This window comes from Thalassospiraceae bacterium LMO-JJ14, assembly GCA_021555105.2.
Lineage (GTDB): Bacteria > Pseudomonadota > Alphaproteobacteria > Rhodospirillales > Casp-alpha2 > UBA4479.
Genome location: CP134604.1, coordinates 3,166,856 through 3,181,894, shown reverse-complemented (window position 1 = coordinate 3,181,894; position 15,039 = coordinate 3,166,856). Strand labels below are relative to the sequence as shown.

Sequence of the window (15,039 nt, the reverse complement as noted above, 5' to 3'; positions counted from 1 at the left end):
AGAGGGGATTAGCGGTGATCGGCGCCGACGGCGTCGGCGACGTGTTCGAAGCCGTCGCGTTTCAAAAGCCCGGCCAGCGCCCGGCAGACACGGCCCGGCAATGACGGGCCTTCGAACACCATGCCGGAATAGAGCTGCACCAGCGAAGCCCCGGCCCTGATCTTGGCATAAGCATCGGCACCGGACGCGATGCCGCCGACGCCGATCAGCGGCACGCGGCCGTTGGTGGCTTTGTAAAAGTCGGATATGACCCTGGTCGAGATCGGCGCCAGCGGTCTGCCGCTGAGCCCGCCGGTTTCGTCGCGGTGTATATTCTTAAGACCCATCGGCCGGGTGATCGTGGTGTTGGTCGCGATCAGGCCGTCGACGGCGTCACCCATGGCGACGGCGGCGATGTCGGCGATATCGGCGTCGGTCAGATCGGGCGCGACCTTGACCAGAAGCGGCGGCGGGTTGTCCGGGACCGCCGCATCGAGGGCGCTTCGGACCCGTGCGATCAGTCCTTCCAGCTCGGCCCGGTCCTGCAGGGCGCGCAGCCCGGGCGTGTTCGGGCTCGAGACATTGACGACGATGTAATCGGCGAAGCCGGAAAGCTTTTCGATGCCGCTCACGTAATCCGCCGCCGCGTCCTCGGTTTCCTTGTTCTTGCCGAGATTGACGCCGATCACGCCGAGCGCGCGCGACGCCGGCAGCCGCGACAGCATCTCCGCCGCGTGCTCAGCGCCTTTGGAATTGAAGCCCATGCGGTTGATCACGGCGGCGTCTTCATCGAGGCGGAACAGTCTGGGTTTCGGGTTGCCGGGTTGCGGGCGCGGCGTGACGGAGCCGATCTCGACAAAGCCGAAGCCGAGCGCCAACGCCTGCATGGGGACGGCGGCGTCCTTGTCGAAACCGGCGGCGAGGCCGAGCGGGTTTCTGAACGTGCGGCCCCAAAGCTCGGTTTCCAGCACCGGGTCGGCATAGGGCGCACCCGACACCAGCCGCTTCGAGAGAGCCCACAGCGCCAGATTGTGCGCGCTTTCCGGGCTCAGGTGACGGACCAGCGGCCAGCTCAGGCTGTACGCGTCCACGCTCAGGCGTCCCCGTCCATCTCGGGCGGCGGAAACCCTTCCGGGAAGACGTGAATGCCTTCCGCGTCGAGCGGCAGCGGCGTGGTCTCGATCACGGCATCGATATCGAGCGGACCGTAAAGGTGCGGGAACAACTGCCCGCCCCGGGACGGTTCCCACTTCAGCGCCGCGCCGAGGGATTTGGCGTCGACGGCCAGCAGCAGAATGCCGTCCTGGCCGCGGCGGTGTTTCGCCGCCGAGGTCCACACCTGATCCTTGCTCGAGAAATGAATGAAGCCGTCGGCCCTGTCCTGGCTGGAGCCGGGATAGCTGCCGCTTTCCAGCGCCTGAACCCATTCATCGGCCCGGCACATGTGGTAGATGACATCGTCGCTCATGGCGGGCAAAGTAGCCCATCATCCGTATGCAGTAAAATACGGATACACTGTGCCGGGGAGAGAAAATGAGCGCACGCAGCCTCGATATCGATGAAAAACTTTACCGCTATATGCTCGATGTCGGCATTCGCGAGGCGGCGATTTTGGCCGAACTGCGCGCCGAGACCGCCGGTCACGAATGGGCGATCATGCAGATCTCGCCCGAGCAGGGGCAGCTCATGCAGATGCTGGTGCGCATGCTGGGCGCGAAAAACTGTATCGAGATCGGCACCTTTACCGGCTATTCGGCGCTCGCCGTGGCGCTGGCGTTGCCGGGCGACGGCAAACTGGTCGCCTGTGACATTTCGACCGAGTTTACCGACATCGGCGTGCCGTTCTGGGAGAAGGCAGGGGTTGCGGACAAGATCGACCTGCGCATTGCACCGGCGGCGGAAAGTCTGGATGCGATGATTGATGCGGGCGAGGGCGGGGCTTACGACTTCGCCTTCATCGATGCCGACAAGCCCGGCTATCCGGATTATTTCGAGCGCTGCCTGACGCTGCTCAGGCCGGGTGGCGTGATCGCCGTCGACAACGTCTTCATGGGCGGCAATGCGGCCGACCCGGAAACGTCGTCGGAAAACGCCATCGCCATGCGGGGCTTCAACGCGGCGCTCAAGGACGATGCCCGCGTCGAGATTTCGATGGTGCCGATCGGCGACGGCCTGACGCTGGCCCGGAAAGTTTAGATGTTCAAGCACCCCCTCACCTAACCTCTCCCCCTATGAGGGGGAGAGGGATGGGAATGCAGTGCGTTTCGACAGGGTCCCTCTCCCCTGCGAAGCGGGGGAGAGGACAGGTGAGGGGGCTTTTACTTACTTGTCCTGCCAGGTGGCCTTGCGCTTTTCGGCGAAGGCGGCCATGCCTTCGGACTGGTCCTCGGTGGCGAAAGCGGCATGGAACACGCGGCGTTCGAACAGGATGCCCTCGGCCAGCGTCGTTTCATACGAGCGGTTGACCGATTCCTTGACCATCATGCAGGTCGTCTTCGACATGCCGGCGATGGCGGCGGCGGTCTTGAGGGCATCGTCGAGCAGTTCGGCGGCCGCTACGACACGGCTGGCGAGGCCCGAACGTTCGGCTTCGTCGGCGTCCATCATGCGCCCGGTCAGGCACATCTCCATGGCTTTCGACTTGCCGACGAAGCGGGTCAGGCGCTGTGAGCCGCCGGCACCCGGCAGGATGCCGAGCTTGACTTCCGGCTGGCCGAATTTGGCATTGTCGCCGGCGAGGATGAAGTCGCACATCATCGCCAGTTCGCAGCCGCCGCCGAGCGCGAAGCCGTTGACCGCGGCGATTACCGGCTTGCGGCATTTGGCGACGCGTTCCCACGTCGAGATGAAGTTCGACTTGTAGGCATCCATATACGATTTGGACTGCATTTCCTTGATGTCGGCACCGGCGGCGAAGGCCTTCTCGGAACCGGTGATGACGATGCAGCCGATGGCGTCGTCGGCTTCGAAACCGTCGATGGCGTGGCCCAGTTCGTTGATCAGGGCATCGTTCAGCGCGTTCAGCGCATCCGGGCGGTTCAGCGTAATCAGCGCGACGCCGCCGTCCTTGGTTTCGGCGATGATGTTTTGGTAATCCATGGGAAACTCCTCAATATCGGAAAAATTCGGGGCGCGCGGGCGCAGACGCGCAGCCCCCCGGTTTTGGCACACCGGGGCCGGAAGGAAAAGCAATTGTTCGCAGGTGCGAAAGAAGCCGCGCCAGTGCAGCCGCCGCCTCAGGCTTACTGCTTGGCGTATTTCATGCAGTCGCGATACGCATTTGCGGCATGCCCGAGGTGGGTTTCCTCGATCTCCCACGTCTGATCGATCATGGCGTTGATGCTGGCCGCTACGTCGTCGTCGGTGGTGTAGCGCAACTCGCGGTTCAACTCGTCGAGGGAGCGCTGCCGGTTGCTTTCGATCTCCGCCAGCATGGCGGCGTAATCGGCTTCGCATTCGGCCGGTGTGATCTTCGCCAGGGCCGGCGGTGCGCCGACGCAGACGAGAATGAAAGCAAGGCCGGCGGCCGAAAGCAGGGACCGCACGGGCGGCTGTTTGATGTGCTTGTTTTTCATGCGCCACAGGGAAGCTGACGCAACGCCAATCGTCAATTCAAATTCTGCGCGGATCACGTTAAACTAACCGCATGAGATCCTTTGCCGTGACCGCGACCCTGATTTTGCCGCTCGCCCTTGCAGCGGCCTTAACGCCACGCGCGGCGCAGGCCGACACGCTGGCCGACTGCGGCCGGTTTTTCCTGAAATTGAATGCCGTGACGAAGCAGATGACCTGTGTCGGCGGCAAGCGGAAACGCCAGCAGCGCGGCGCCTCGGCATCGTCCATCGCCCAGGACCTGCAACGCAGCCTGCGCAGCCTGCAAGGCATCGTCAATCAGGCCGAGCAGCTTCTGAAGGGCGAGGACCTGACCCAGTCCGTGGAGCAACGCGTGCGGGCGCTGCTCAATGAGGCCCGAGACCGCACCCGCGAGGTGCAGCAGAAAGGCCGGGAACTGGCGCAGGCGCAACGCACCCGCACCCAGGAGCTGGCTTCCGAACAGCGCCAGGTGACGCAGGCGCAGGTGCAGCTGGCGCGCGAGCTGGAACAGAAACAGCAGGCCCTGACGCAGCAATTGCTGGCCGAACAGCGCTCGCGCACGCAGGAACTGCAACGCCGTCCGTCGACGGGGCAGTAACAGGCCGTCTCGAAGGATGAGGACCTTTAGGAAACACCTCATGCTGAGGAGGCCCGGACTTGATCCGGGGCGTCTCGAAGCATGTGTTAACTGGAATCAGCCACCCGTCATCGACATGTGACGGCCGACGGCGGGTTTGGCGTCGCGGCGGTCGATGATGAAATCGTGGCCCTTGGGCTTGCGGCCGATGGCCTCGTCAATCGCGGCATCCAGCAAAGCGTCGTCGTCGCTGGCGCGGAGCGGCTTCCTTAAGTCCGCCGCGTCGTCCTGTCCCAGGCACATGTACAGCGTGCCGGTGCAGGTCAGGCGTACCCGGTTGCAGCTTTCGCAGAAGTTATGCGTCAGCGGCGTGATGAAGCCGAGCTTGCTGCCGGTTTCCTTGATTTCGGTGTAGCGCGCCGGACCGCCGGTGCGGTAGGGGATGTCCGTCAGCGTCCAGCGCTTTTCCAGATCGCGGCGGACTTCGGACAGCGGCAGATATTGATCGACACGGTCCTCGCCGATCTCGCCCAGCGGCATGGTTTCGATCAACGTCAGATCGAAGGCGTTTTCGCCGCACCAGCGGATCATGTCGTCGAACTCGTCGGCGTTCAGATGCTTCAGCGCGACGGCGTTGATCTTGACCTGAAGACCGGCTTTCTTGGCCGCCGCCAGACCGCCCATGACCTTTTCCAGATCGCCCCAGCGGGTTGCTTCGCGGAACTTCGCCGGGTCCAGCGTGTCGACGGAAACGTTGATGCGCCGCACGCCTGCGGCCATCAGGTCGTCGGCATAGCGGGCCAGCTGGCTGCCGTTGGTGGTCAGGGTCAGTTCGTCCAGCGCACCGGTATGGATGTGTTTCCCGAGATTGTCGATCAGCGTCATGATGCCGCGCCGCACTAGCGGTTCGCCGCCGGTCAGGCGCAGTTTGCGCACGCCCTTGCGGATGAAGGCACCGCACAGGCGCTCCAGTTCCTCGAGCGAGAGCACGTCCTTTTTCGGCAGGAACGTCATGTCCTCGGCCATGCAATAGACGCAGCGGAAATCGCAACGGTCCGTGACCGACACGCGCAGATAGCTGACGTGACGCCCGAACGGGTCGATCATCGGCGTTTCGATGCTTTTCGTGGTCGCGGTACCGTCCAAGAGTTTCTCGTCCTCTTCGTTACATCTCGAATATAAGCCTGTTGTGGGCTTACGTCATCCCCGGGGGCTTAAACCCTGATTTGCCGTCCTGAACTTGCCGCTTCTGGTGCGCCGTCACCCCGGCGAAGGCCGGGGTCCAGTGCAGTTGATGTCCTGGATTCCGGCCTGCGCCGGAATGACGAAATCCATCTCAGGCTTCGCCTTCGGTCATATTTGTTTACCTCAGGCTTCGCCCTCCGTCAGGCCCTTCTTGATCATATCCTGTTTTGCCTTTTCGCGCAGGTCGTCGCGTTCGCGCAGGTAGTCGTCGGTGGTGCGCGGGATCGGCACGGTGCCGTGCGCCAGCGGGTTGCCGTCTTCCGTCGTCATCTGCACGACGCGGCAGTCCTCGCACATCTTCAGCCGCTCCAGTTTGCCCGGCCCCTGGAACATGGCGTGATCCTTGAGCTTGTCGATGGTGCGCTGCATGGAGGCGTGCGTCGCGAACGGCTTGCCGCAGCGGATACACAGGAACGGCTGCTCTTCCTTGACCACCTGCGGGCTGCGCGCTTCTTCACGGAAGCTGAGGCGCGGCTCAAGCGTGATGACGTTTTCCGGACACGTGTTCTTGCATAGCCCGCACTGCACGCAGGCGTCCTCGGCGAAGTTAAGCTGCGGCAGGTTTTCGTTGTCCTTGAGCGCGCCGGTCGGACATGCGCCGACGCACGAAAGACACAGCGTGCAGCCGTCCACATCCACCTTGACGGCACCAAAGGGCGCGCCGGCGGGCAGCGCGATCTCGTCGACCTTGTTCGGCGCTTTTCTGTGCAGCGCATCCAGCGACAGCCTGAGTACCGAGCGCTTGCGCCCGACACCGGCGACATCGCCGGCGGGGATCGCGTCCGGTATCTCGGTTCCGTAAAGCGCGGCGTCGAGCTGGTCCGGATCGTCCGGTTCGAGCAGACGCACGCGGCCTGCGCCGTAGCCGAGACCTTCCGTCACCGCATCGGCGATGGTGATGGTCTCTAACAGCGTGTCGCGGTCTTCGCGCTTTTTCGGCGGTAAAAGATAACAGACCTCAGAACAGCCGAGCGCCAGTGCCAGGGTGATGCTTTCAAGGCCGATCTGCGTCACCTGATTGACGGCGAACGGCAGAACGTTGCCGGGCAGGCCGCGGCCGTGGCGGGCGGAAAGCGCGATGACGTCGCGCCCGAACGCGGCGTCGTGGATCAAGAGCACCGGCTTGGCGCCGCCGGCTTTGGTATAGGTGCCGATCAGCGCGCGCAGGCGCTCCGAAACGCCGTCACCGGCGGGCAGGCTGTACTTCGCCGCACCGGTCGGGCAGACCACGGCGCACAACCCGCAGCCGGCGCAGATGTAGGGGTCGTACTTGACGGTGTCGCCGTTCGGCTCGATGGCGCCGGTCGGGCAGATGTCGAGGCATTTAGAGCAGCCGGTGATGCGGCTTCTGGAATGCGCGCAGATGCCGGCGTCGTAATCGACGTAACGCGGCTTTTCGAACTCGCCGACCATGTCGCTCAGCGTGAACAGCGCTTCCATCACGGCGGCCGGGCTTTTCGGATCGACGTGGAAATAGCCGTCGCGTTTGTCGGCGGCACTGAACAGCGGCGCATCGCCCCTGAGATCGAGGATCAGATCGCAGGTCGAACTGCCGGCTTCGCCGACGCCGGTGAATTCCAGCTTTTCACGGGATGACGGCGCGGTGGCGCGGAAATTCTCGACGCCGATCTCGAACGCGCCGAGATGCCCTTTGGCGCTGGTGACGGTGCCGATGAAAACCGGCATGTCCATGACGTCGGGCGGGCTGGCGACGGCGCCGCCGGCCAGGATCACGGTCACATCCATGCGTGTGCTCAGCTTGCGTGCCGCCTCGATGGCGATGTCGTCACGGCCCAGCACCAGAACGATGCCCGTCGAAATCATGCTGACGGACCGCGCTTCCTTGAGGTCCAGGGCGGCTTCCTTGATCAGCGCCACCATTTTCGCTGTGACGTTCCTGTCGGCCTTTTTGGCGCGCCCGGCTTCGGACCAGCCGGCCATTTCGCGGATGTTGAGGAAGTCGGCTTCCGGCGCGTCGTCGCCCAGTTCTTCGAGGGCGTCGAGAAACAGCGGCGCTTCCTGGGTACAGGCGACGAGGATCTTGTCGGCGTTTCTGGCGTCGTCGGTAAAGCGGTTCAGCTCGACCCGGCACAGGTGGCGCGCCGGGCGCAACGCGCCGTCACCGCCCAGACCCTTGGCCAGGGCGTCGGCATCGATGGTCATCGTATCTTCGCACGAACAGACGAAGACGTCCTTGCCGTTGAGCTTCATGGTAATACATTCCCTCCCAGGCTCGCCGAAAAGCGTCCGGTCCTGTATATGACGATCCGCCTGCTTGTTTTCAATTTCAGGCGTTATCGATACCGGGGCTGTCGTTTCGGCATTACATAACGCATATTGTCTGTAAATAAAGACATATCAATTTTAAGGGTTTAAGCGATGCCAGCGGAACGCGGGGTGGAACCGGCATGAAAGACCTGATGACGACGAAGGAAGTCGCCGACTACCTGCGGCTCAAGGAGCGCAAGGTCTACGATCTTGTCGGCGCCGGGGAAATCCCGTGCACCCGCGTGACCGGCAAATGGCTGTTCCCGAAGCACTTGATCGATATCTGGCTGGCGCGCTCGTCGACGTTCCCGAAGATCGCCGCTTCCCACGCGACGCCGCCGCCGCCGGTGATCGTCGGCTCGCACGATCCGCTGCTCGAATGGGCGGTGCGCACGTCGGGGTGCGAGCTGGCGCTGATGGCGGGCGGCAGCCTCGATGGCGTGCAGCGCTTTTCCAGGGGCGAGGCGGTGGCCTGCGGCATGCATGTGCTCGACCTGAGCGACGGCGGCTATAACGTCGGCCCGGCCAGCGAAGCCACCGTCGGGTTGGATTGCGTGTTGGTCGAATGGGCCTGGCGCGAGCAGGGCCTGATCGTCGCCGCCGGTAATCCGATGCGGGTGCGCGGACTGGCCGAGGCTGCGGCCGCCAACGCCAGATTCGTGATCCGCGAAATCGGCGCCGGCTCGCGCGTGCTGTTCCAGTATCTGGTCTCGGAAGCCGGGCTCGATTTCGATGTGCTGGATATCGCCGATGTCGAAGCGCACTCCGAAACCGATGTCGGGCTGGCGATCGTCGAAGGCCGCGCCGACGCGGGGCTCGGGATTCGCGCAGCGGCGCATCAGTACGGTCTCGATTTCATCCCCCTGCACCGCGAACGCTACGATCTGATGATCCGCCGCCGTGATTATTTCCAGGCCCCCCTGCAGCGCCTGCGGGCGTTCTGCGAAACCGCGGAATTCAAGGCCCGCGCCGAAGAAATGGCGGGGTACGATATTTCCGGTATGGGCACCGTTCACTACAACGCGCCCTGATATCCGGCCCCGCGTCACGAATAGCGCTTGACGATTCCCCGCCCGCACCCGAACTGTTGCGGCATGGAGGGCGCAATGACGTCGACGAAGATGACCGCGAAAATGACCGAGCAAGAATTCATGGACGCCGCCGCCAGGGGCGACGACGAAGCCGTCCGCGCCGGGCTGGAACAGGGCCTCAAGGCAGACACCACGGACCAGTACGGCAACACCGCGCTGATGATGGCCTGCGCGCGCGCCCAGTCAGGGGTCTGCAAGACCCTCCTTGAAGCCGGCGCCAGCGCCGATCACAAGAACAAGTACGGCCTTGGGCCGCGCAACTGGATCAGCTGGGCCGAAAACGACAGCACCATTCGCAATATGCTGGGCTGACGCCCAAACTCAACAAACCTCGAAGCAGTAAACCCGGCTCGGCAGATGATCGCCGAGCGGCGCCGAATTGTAGATCCCGGTTTCATCGACATATCGCCACAGGCCCGCGTCCTCCAGCGCCTTGCGCTTGGGATCGAACAGGCCGTCAAGATAGGTCCGGGCCACGGAAAAAACGATCCGCGCACCGGGTTTGGACGCACGGATCAGCTCGTCGAGACCGTCCAGCGGGGCGTGGCCCTGCGTGAACACGCCGGAACTGACAACGCCGCCGAAGGTGTCGTCGCCGAAATCCAGCGGCTCGCCCAGATACATGTGATGCAGGTTGCGGTAATGACCTTTCTGCCCGGCGATTTTCAGCATGCCGGGCGACGCATCGAGGCCGATGATGTCGTCATGGCCGAGCGCCTGCATGATTTCGCTCATGATCCCGGTGCCGCACCCGGCGTCGAGGATCGGCGTCGCATCGCCGGGGATATACCGGCTGGCCAGCGAGGTGACCATCGCCGGGTGCGTGTAGCCGATGCTTTTCATGTGATCTTCGTACTCTTCCGACCAGTCGTCATAGGCATCGGCGAGTTCGTCGGTATTCGTGGCGGCGTAGGCCTTGTGAAGTTTTGCGGTCTCTTTTCCGGGTTTGTCTTCGGGCATTTGTCTCTCTTTCAGTTTCGGATGTCACCCGAACCCTAGCACACCATGCCGGAAAGTCCCGCCCGGGGCCGGAACGGCGGGCCCGGACAGCCAACATTCCCTTGCCATTCCGGGTCCGAGCGCAAATGTTTATGCCGACAATAACGAAAAGCGAGGAGACGTTTATGCCTGCCTACATGATCGCTCAGGTCGATGTGAGTGACCCGGAAAAATTCGAGGCCTATCGCGCGCTGGTACCGGACACGCTGAAAAAGTACGGCGGCAAGTACATCGTGCGCGGCGGCGAGACGGCGGTGCTGGAAGGCGAGATGCCGTTTCCGCGCATCGTGGTTATCGAATTTCCGGACCTGGACGCCATCCGCCGCTGGCATGCGTCCGAAGAATACGCCGGACCGCTGGCCCTGCGTCAGGCATCCGCCGACAGTGTGCTGATCGGGGTGGAGGGTTACGATGCCTGATATCGTCAAACTCGGCCGCGACATATGGCAGGCCCGCAAATCCGGCACCCTGTTGCCGCGCAGCGCCGTTGCCGGCACGGCTGAACGGAACGTTTCCTATCAGGTGCAGGCCGCCGCCGCCGACGCATCGGGGCTGACCCGCGCCGGATGGAAGGTCGCCGCGACCAGCGACATGGCGCAGGACCTGCTGGGCATGGACGGTCCGTCGATCGGTCCGGTTTTCGCCGAACACCTCTACAAATCCGGTGACACGCTGGTGGCCCGGCCCGAGCACGGCGCCGCCATCGAATGCGAGATCGCTTTCGAGATGGCCGAGGATCTGGACGATGCGCGGATCACCTCGATCAACGACCTGCTGGACGCAACGAAGCGTGCCCTGATTGCCGTCGAAGTGGTCGGCTGCCGTTTCGAGGGCGGCTTCAAGGGCGCCGGCATTTCCGTCTGCATCAGCGATTTCTCGTTCAATGCGGCGCTTGTTTGCGGCCCGGAAATCGACGGCTGGCGCGATATGGATATGGCCGGCGTCGGCGCGGCGATCACGCTCAACGGTGAACCCGGCAATGCCGGGACCGGCGCCGCGGTGCTCGGGAATCCTTTGCTGGCTTTGCAATGGGCAGCGACGGAAGCGCAATCGATCGGACTGCCGTTCCGCAAGGGGGATATCATCACCACCGGCACCATGACCGGGGTTACCCCCGTCAAGCCGGGCGACGAGGTGCTGTGCGATTTCGGCCCGTGCGGACAGATTTCGATTTCGTTCACGTCTTGAACCAAGCGCCGGGAGAGGGCCAGGCGGGGGACAAGGAGAAGGACCGATACATGAGCGTTGAAAAAACGGAAGTTCTCGTCGTCGGCGGCGGTCAGGCCGGGGTCGCCATGAGCGAGCATCTGGGCAGCCTGGGGATTCCGCATCTGGTGCTGGAAAGGGGCCGGATCGCCGAGCGCTGGCGCTCGGAACGCTGGGATTCGCTGGTCGCCAACGGGCCGGCCTGGCACGACCGTTTTCCGGGCATGGAATTCGCCGAAACCGGCCCCGACGGATTTCCGCCCAAGGAAGAAGTCGCGGATTATTTCGTCCGTTATGCAGAAAAGATCGCGGCCCCGATCCGCTGCGGTGTCGAGGTCGGGGAAGTCCGCCGGCACGAGGGGCGGCCCGGCTTTCACGTCGAAACGTCTGCGGGCGCGATCGACGCCACCTATGTGGTTGCCGCCACCGGCCCGTTTCAGAATCCGGTGATCCCGGCGGTTGTTCCGGAAGATGCGGGTGTCGTGCAGATCCATTCCAGCGCGTACCGCAACCCCGCGCAATTACCCGACGGGGCCGTCATGGTGATCGGCGCGGGATCATCGGGGACACAGATCGCCGACGAGCTTTTGCGCGCGGGCCGGCGGGTCTATCTTTCGGTCGGGCCGCACGACCGGCCGCCGCGCAGCTACCGGGGCCGCGATTTCGTTTGGTGGCTTGGTGTGCTCGGCAAGTGGGACATGGAAACCCCGAAGGCCGGTACGGAACATGTGACGATTGCGGTCAGCGGTGCGCATGGCGGCGAAACCATCGATTTCCGGCGGCTGGCCGAGGCGGGGATGACGCTGGTCGGGCGGACGGAGTCCTTCAACGATGGCGTGTTGAGCTTCGCCGCCGACCTGGCCCGCAACATCAATGCCGGCGACGCCAACTATTTGTCGGTGCTCGACGAAGCCGACGCCTATATCGCGCGCAACGATCTCGACCTGCCCGAAGAGCCCGAAGCGCGGCTGATCGGCCCGGACCCGGCGTGCGTCAGCGATCCCATCCTTACCCTCGATCTGGCCGGGGCGGGTGTCGCGTCGATTGTCTGGGCGACCGGCTTCAGCAGCGATTTCAGTTGGCTCAAGGTCGATGCCTTCGATGCCGAAGGCCGGCCGCAACATCAGCGTGGCGTGTCATCGGAGCCCGGCGTCTATTTCCTCGGCCTGCCGTGGCTCAGCCAGCGCGGCTCGTCGTTCATCTGGGGCGTGTGGCACGACGCCAAGCACATCGCCGATCACATTTCCATCCAGCGCGGCTATCTGGCTTACAGTCCGTCCGGCGAAAGCTGACCCCTCTCCCCAGGGAGAGGGAGATATGTGCCCTTCCCCTCTCCCTTGGGAGAGGGTGGCGCGCAGCGCCGGGAGAGGGGCAAGGAGAGGGGCGTAAAAAAAACCTCCCCCACCGAAGTGGGGGAGGCAGTTGAATGAAGGGGAAGCCCCTTCAAGGGATCGTTTAAGATTCTGATTTATGCGCCAGGCTGGGCGTTGGCGAAGAACGCCTGGTTGCCGAGAATCTTGTATTCGTTGATCAGGCCCTGGCCTTCCTTGCCGATGACCCAGTCGATGAACGTCTGGCCGAGTTCGGTTTTGACGTGCGGGTGTTTCTTCGGGTTGACCAGAATGATGCCGTACTGGTTGAACAGCACCGGGTCGCCTTCGAGCACGATCGTAAGGTCGCCCTTGTTCTTGAACTTGAGCCACGTCGCGCGGTCGGTCAGCGAATAGGCGTTCATGCCGGACGCCACGTTCAGCGTCGCGCCCATGCCGGAACCGGTGGCGCTGTACCATTTGTTTCCCGCACCCGTCGGATCGATGCCGGCGCCTTTCCACAGCTCCAGCTCTTTCTTGTTGGTGCCCGAGTTGTCGCCGCGCGATGCGAACGGAGACTTGGCGGCGGCGATTTTCTTGAGTCCGTCGGCGGCCGTCTTCGTACCCTTGACGCCGGCCGGGTCGGACTTCGGACCGACCATGACGAAGTCGTTGTACATCACGTCGGTGCGCTTCACGCCGAAGCCTTTCTTGACGAATTTAAGTTCCGACGGCTTGTGGTGCACGAACAGCACATCGGCGTCGCCGTTCATCGCCAGCTTGATCGCCTTGCCGGTGCCGACCGCGACGACGCGGACTTCAATGCCGGTTTTCTCGGTGAATTTCGGCAACAGGAAATCGAACAGGCCGGAATTGGCGGTCGAGGTCGTGGATGCGACCGTGATGTACTTGTCGGCGGCCACGGCCTGTGAGGTCGGGGCGGTCGCGAAGCTCAGCGCCATCAGCGCTGCGGCCAGCAGTGTCTTCAGTTTGAACATTGTTATCTCCCTAAACTGTTCATGCGTTTGTTTTCTGCAGTTACCATCTCAACTCACCTTTGAGGAACGCGGCGGCCTCGCCGCTTTCGGGTGACTTGAAGAATGCCTCGGCGGGGGTCTTTTCGAGCAGACGCCCCTTGTAGATAAACAGCACCTCATCGGCATGGCGGCGCGCCTGACCGAGGTCATGGGTGGTCAGGACGATGCGCGTGCCTTCGTCGTGCATGGTGTCGATGATGTTCTCGATGGCGTGCGTCGCGGCGGGGTCAAGGCTGGCCGTCGGCTCGTCGAGGAACAGCACTTCCGGCTTCGTCGCCCAGGCACGGGCCAGCGCCAGTTTCTGTTGCTCGCCGCCGGACAGATGCCGGGCCGGGCTTTGCGCGAATTGGCCGAGGCCGGTGCGGCTCAGTACGTTTTCGATGATCGGCGCACGGTCGGACCGGGCGACACCGTGCAGTTTGAGCGCATAGTCGATGTTCTGGGTCACGGTGCGGCGCAGCAGGACCGGGCGCTGGAAAACCATCGCCTGTTTGCGGGCCGGATTTTCATGAGCGGCGCCGAGCCAGGTGATTTTTCCGGAAGCCGGCTGGAGAAGTCCGTGGCAGAGTCTGAGCAGCAACGACTTGCCGGCGCCGTTGGGGCCGAGGATGGCGGTCCGGGGACCGGCTTCGAGGAAGAACGAGATGTCGTCGATCAGCCGCCGTCCGCCGGCATTGAAGCACAGCGCTTCGACGTGAAGCGGCAGAATGTTGGCGCCGTTTGCCGGGGAGATCGCGTCCGTTGACCTGTCGATGGTGTCTGGAAGGGCGTTGTTCATGGCCGTGCTCATGCCCAGGCCGCTTCGGCGCGCTGCTTGACGGCATAGGTCGCGGCGTTGATCGCCAGCGACAGTGAAATCAGCACGATGCCGAGGCCGAGCGCCAGCGCCAGATCGCCCTTCGAGACCTCGAGCGCGATGGCCGTCGTCATGGTTCGCGTTACGTGATCGATGTTGCCGCCGACGATCATCACCGCACCGACTTCCGCCGAGGCGCGGCCGAACCCGGCGAGGACGGCGGTGACAAGTGTGAACCGGGCGTCGTACAGCAGCGCCGGAATGGCACCGGCGGGACTGGCGCCGAGTGAGCGAAGCTGCTCGGAATATTCGACCCACAGATCGGCGACGACCTGGCGGGTGAGCGCGGCGACGATCGGCGTCACCAGGATCGCCTGCGCCGCGACCATTGCTGCCGGTGTGAATAAAAGCCCGAGCACGCCGAGCGGCCCCGAGCGCGACAGCAGAAGATAGACGACAAGACCGACGACGACCGGCGGCAGACCCATCAGGGCATTCAGGAAAACCACGAAGCCGTTACGGCCGGGAAATTTGAACAGCGCCAGAGCGGCGCCGAGCGGCAGACCGATGACGACGGACAGGGCAACCGCCGACAGGCTGACCTGCATCGACAGAGCGACGATTTCGATCAGTTTGTCGTCAAACGCGAGCAGCAGTTGAAGCGCTGTCGCAAAGGCTGCGGAGATGTCGTTCATGCTTCCCGGACCGGCTTTCCGTCAAATTCCCAAAAATGCGTCTTTTGCGCCTAATTTCGTTAACGGCGGAGCCTAACTCGGGAAAATATGCATATCAATGCATAAATATGCAGGATTGAAGGTGCCGGGGCGTGGTTTTTATTATCGTGGCTTGATCTTGGCCCACTTGCCCAAGATGATCGCGTTACCAAATAAGACGCTGAGCATGGTATGTGGCATGCCAAACCGGCGCGATTAGGGAG

Annotated in this window: 17 protein-coding genes; 7 read left to right on the top strand and 10 right to left on the bottom strand. The window is 63.4% G+C overall.

The window, feature by feature from the left end:
* Positions 1–8 precede the first annotated feature (8 nt).
* Entirely contained in the window at positions 9–1,070 is a 1,062-nt protein-coding gene (locus tag L2D14_15070) for a quinone-dependent dihydroorotate dehydrogenase (protein ID WNJ99179.1), read from the bottom strand.
* 2 nt (positions 1,071–1,072) lie between these two features.
* Positions 1,073–1,447, bottom strand: coding sequence for a DUF952 domain-containing protein (locus L2D14_15065; GenBank protein ID WNJ99178.1), 375 nt, complete (start codon positions 1,445–1,447; stop codon positions 1,073–1,075).
* 65 nt (positions 1,448–1,512) lie between these two features.
* Here L2D14_15065 and L2D14_15060 point away from each other — a divergent pair, with 65 nt between their 5' ends.
* Entirely contained in the window at positions 1,513–2,175 is a 663-nt protein-coding gene (locus L2D14_15060; GenBank protein ID WNJ99177.1) for a class I SAM-dependent methyltransferase, read from the top strand.
* Between the two features lie 126 nt (positions 2,176–2,301).
* Here L2D14_15060 and L2D14_15055 read toward each other — a convergent pair whose 3' ends face one another.
* On the bottom strand, positions 2,302–3,078 hold the full coding sequence (locus L2D14_15055; GenBank protein ID WNJ99176.1) for an enoyl-CoA hydratase: 777 nt from the start codon (positions 3,076–3,078) through the stop codon (positions 2,302–2,304).
* Between the two features lie 143 nt (positions 3,079–3,221).
* The gene (locus tag L2D14_15050) at positions 3,222–3,611 is read right to left on the bottom strand and encodes a hypothetical protein (GenBank protein WNJ99175.1); all 390 of its coding nucleotides are present in this window, start codon (positions 3,609–3,611) and stop codon (positions 3,222–3,224) included.
* A 29-nt stretch (positions 3,612–3,640) separates the two neighbouring features.
* Between L2D14_15050 and L2D14_15045 the strand changes: the two genes are divergently transcribed.
* Positions 3,641–4,171: a hypothetical protein gene (locus L2D14_15045; GenBank protein ID WNJ99174.1), complete on the top strand. Its 531-nt coding sequence runs from the start codon at positions 3,641–3,643 to the stop codon at positions 4,169–4,171.
* 96 nt (positions 4,172–4,267) lie between these two features.
* On the opposite strand, the gene moaA is transcribed toward L2D14_15045, so the two are convergent.
* Positions 4,268–5,257, bottom strand: coding sequence for a GTP 3',8-cyclase MoaA (moaA, locus tag L2D14_15040; protein WNK01695.1), 990 nt, complete (start codon positions 5,255–5,257; stop codon positions 4,268–4,270).
* A gap of 261 nt (positions 5,258–5,518) precedes the next feature.
* A complete protein-coding gene (locus L2D14_15035) occupies positions 5,519–7,606 on the bottom strand; it encodes a 4Fe-4S dicluster domain-containing protein (GenBank protein ID WNJ99173.1) in 2,088 nt (695 codons plus the stop codon).
* 209 nt (positions 7,607–7,815) lie between these two features.
* Here L2D14_15035 and L2D14_15030 point away from each other — a divergent pair, with 209 nt between their 5' ends.
* Both L2D14_15030 and L2D14_15025 read left to right on the top strand, forming a co-directional pair.
* Positions 7,816–8,694 carry a helix-turn-helix transcriptional regulator gene (locus tag L2D14_15030; protein ID WNJ99172.1) on the top strand — a complete coding sequence of 293 codons (879 nt, stop codon included), beginning with the start codon at positions 7,816–7,818 and terminating at the stop codon, positions 8,692–8,694.
* 75 nt (positions 8,695–8,769) lie between these two features.
* Positions 8,770–9,066 carry an ankyrin repeat domain-containing protein gene (locus L2D14_15025; protein ID WNJ99171.1) on the top strand — a complete coding sequence of 99 codons (297 nt, stop codon included), beginning with the start codon at positions 8,770–8,772 and terminating at the stop codon, positions 9,064–9,066.
* 9 nt (positions 9,067–9,075) lie between these two features.
* Here the strand turns inward: L2D14_15025 and L2D14_15020 are convergent, their stop codons facing one another.
* A complete protein-coding gene (locus L2D14_15020; GenBank protein WNJ99170.1) occupies positions 9,076–9,714 on the bottom strand; it encodes a class I SAM-dependent methyltransferase in 639 nt (212 codons plus the stop codon).
* A gap of 164 nt (positions 9,715–9,878) precedes the next feature.
* On the opposite strand from L2D14_15020, the gene L2D14_15015 reads away from it, so the two are divergent.
* From L2D14_15015 to L2D14_15005, 3 genes are read left to right on the top strand one after another with little or no spacing between them, the layout of a single operon-like run.
* Entirely contained in the window at positions 9,879–10,172 is a 294-nt protein-coding gene (locus L2D14_15015; GenBank protein WNJ99169.1) for a DUF1330 domain-containing protein, read from the top strand.
* Positions 10,165–10,941: a fumarylacetoacetate hydrolase family protein gene (locus L2D14_15010; protein WNJ99168.1), complete on the top strand. Its 777-nt coding sequence runs from the start codon at positions 10,165–10,167 to the stop codon at positions 10,939–10,941. Before L2D14_15015 ends, L2D14_15010 begins: the two co-directional genes overlap by 8 nt.
* Positions 10,942–10,991: 50 nt before the next feature.
* Positions 10,992–12,251 carry an NAD(P)/FAD-dependent oxidoreductase gene (locus L2D14_15005; protein WNJ99167.1) on the top strand — a complete coding sequence of 420 codons (1,260 nt, stop codon included), beginning with the start codon at positions 10,992–10,994 and terminating at the stop codon, positions 12,249–12,251.
* Positions 12,252–12,427: 176 nt separating this feature from the next.
* Here L2D14_15005 and L2D14_15000 read toward each other — a convergent pair whose 3' ends face one another.
* The 3 genes from L2D14_15000 to L2D14_14990 are packed head-to-tail and all read right to left on the bottom strand — an operon-like array spanning position 12,428 to position 14,797.
* Positions 12,428–13,267: a substrate-binding domain-containing protein gene (locus L2D14_15000; GenBank protein ID WNJ99166.1), complete on the bottom strand. Its 840-nt coding sequence runs from the start codon at positions 13,265–13,267 to the stop codon at positions 12,428–12,430.
* A gap of 40 nt (positions 13,268–13,307) precedes the next feature.
* Positions 13,308–14,084, bottom strand: a complete 777-nt coding sequence (locus tag L2D14_14995) for an ATP-binding cassette domain-containing protein (GenBank protein ID WNJ99165.1) — start codon at positions 14,082–14,084, stop codon at positions 13,308–13,310.
* Positions 14,085–14,092: 8 nt separating this feature from the next.
* On the bottom strand, positions 14,093–14,797 hold the full coding sequence (locus tag L2D14_14990) for an ABC transporter permease (GenBank protein ID WNJ99164.1): 705 nt from the start codon (positions 14,795–14,797) through the stop codon (positions 14,093–14,095).
* Positions 14,798–15,039 lie beyond the last annotated feature (242 nt).

Coding starts and splice junctions, on each gene's coding strand:
- L2D14_15030 (WNJ99172.1), top strand. CDS start 7,816: ATGACGACGAAGGAAGTCGCCGACTACCTGCGGCTCAAGGAGCGCAAG.
- L2D14_15010 (WNJ99168.1), top strand. CDS start 10,165: ATGCCTGATATCGTCAAACTCGGCCGCGACATATGGCAGGCCCGCAAA.
- L2D14_15065 (WNJ99178.1), bottom strand. CDS start 1,447: ATGAGCGACGATGTCATCTACCACATGTGCCGGGCCGATGAATGGGTT.
- L2D14_15060 (WNJ99177.1), top strand. CDS start 1,513: ATGAGCGCACGCAGCCTCGATATCGATGAAAAACTTTACCGCTATATG.
- L2D14_15005 (WNJ99167.1), top strand. CDS start 10,992: ATGAGCGTTGAAAAAACGGAAGTTCTCGTCGTCGGCGGCGGTCAGGCC.
- L2D14_14990 (WNJ99164.1), bottom strand. CDS start 14,797: ATGAACGACATCTCCGCAGCCTTTGCGACAGCGCTTCAACTGCTGCTC.
- L2D14_15035 (WNJ99173.1), bottom strand. CDS start 7,606: ATGAAGCTCAACGGCAAGGACGTCTTCGTCTGTTCGTGCGAAGATACG.
- L2D14_15020 (WNJ99170.1), bottom strand. CDS start 9,714: ATGCCCGAAGACAAACCCGGAAAAGAGACCGCAAAACTTCACAAGGCC.
- L2D14_14995 (WNJ99165.1), bottom strand. CDS start 14,084: ATGAACAACGCCCTTCCAGACACCATCGACAGGTCAACGGACGCGATC.
- moaA (WNK01695.1), bottom strand. CDS start 5,257: ATGATCGACCCGTTCGGGCGTCACGTCAGCTATCTGCGCGTGTCGGTC.
- L2D14_15025 (WNJ99171.1), top strand. CDS start 8,770: ATGACGTCGACGAAGATGACCGCGAAAATGACCGAGCAAGAATTCATG.
- L2D14_15055 (WNJ99176.1), bottom strand. CDS start 3,078: ATGGATTACCAAAACATCATCGCCGAAACCAAGGACGGCGGCGTCGCG.
- L2D14_15000 (WNJ99166.1), bottom strand. CDS start 13,267: ATGTTCAAACTGAAGACACTGCTGGCCGCAGCGCTGATGGCGCTGAGC.
- L2D14_15015 (WNJ99169.1), top strand. CDS start 9,879: ATGCCTGCCTACATGATCGCTCAGGTCGATGTGAGTGACCCGGAAAAA.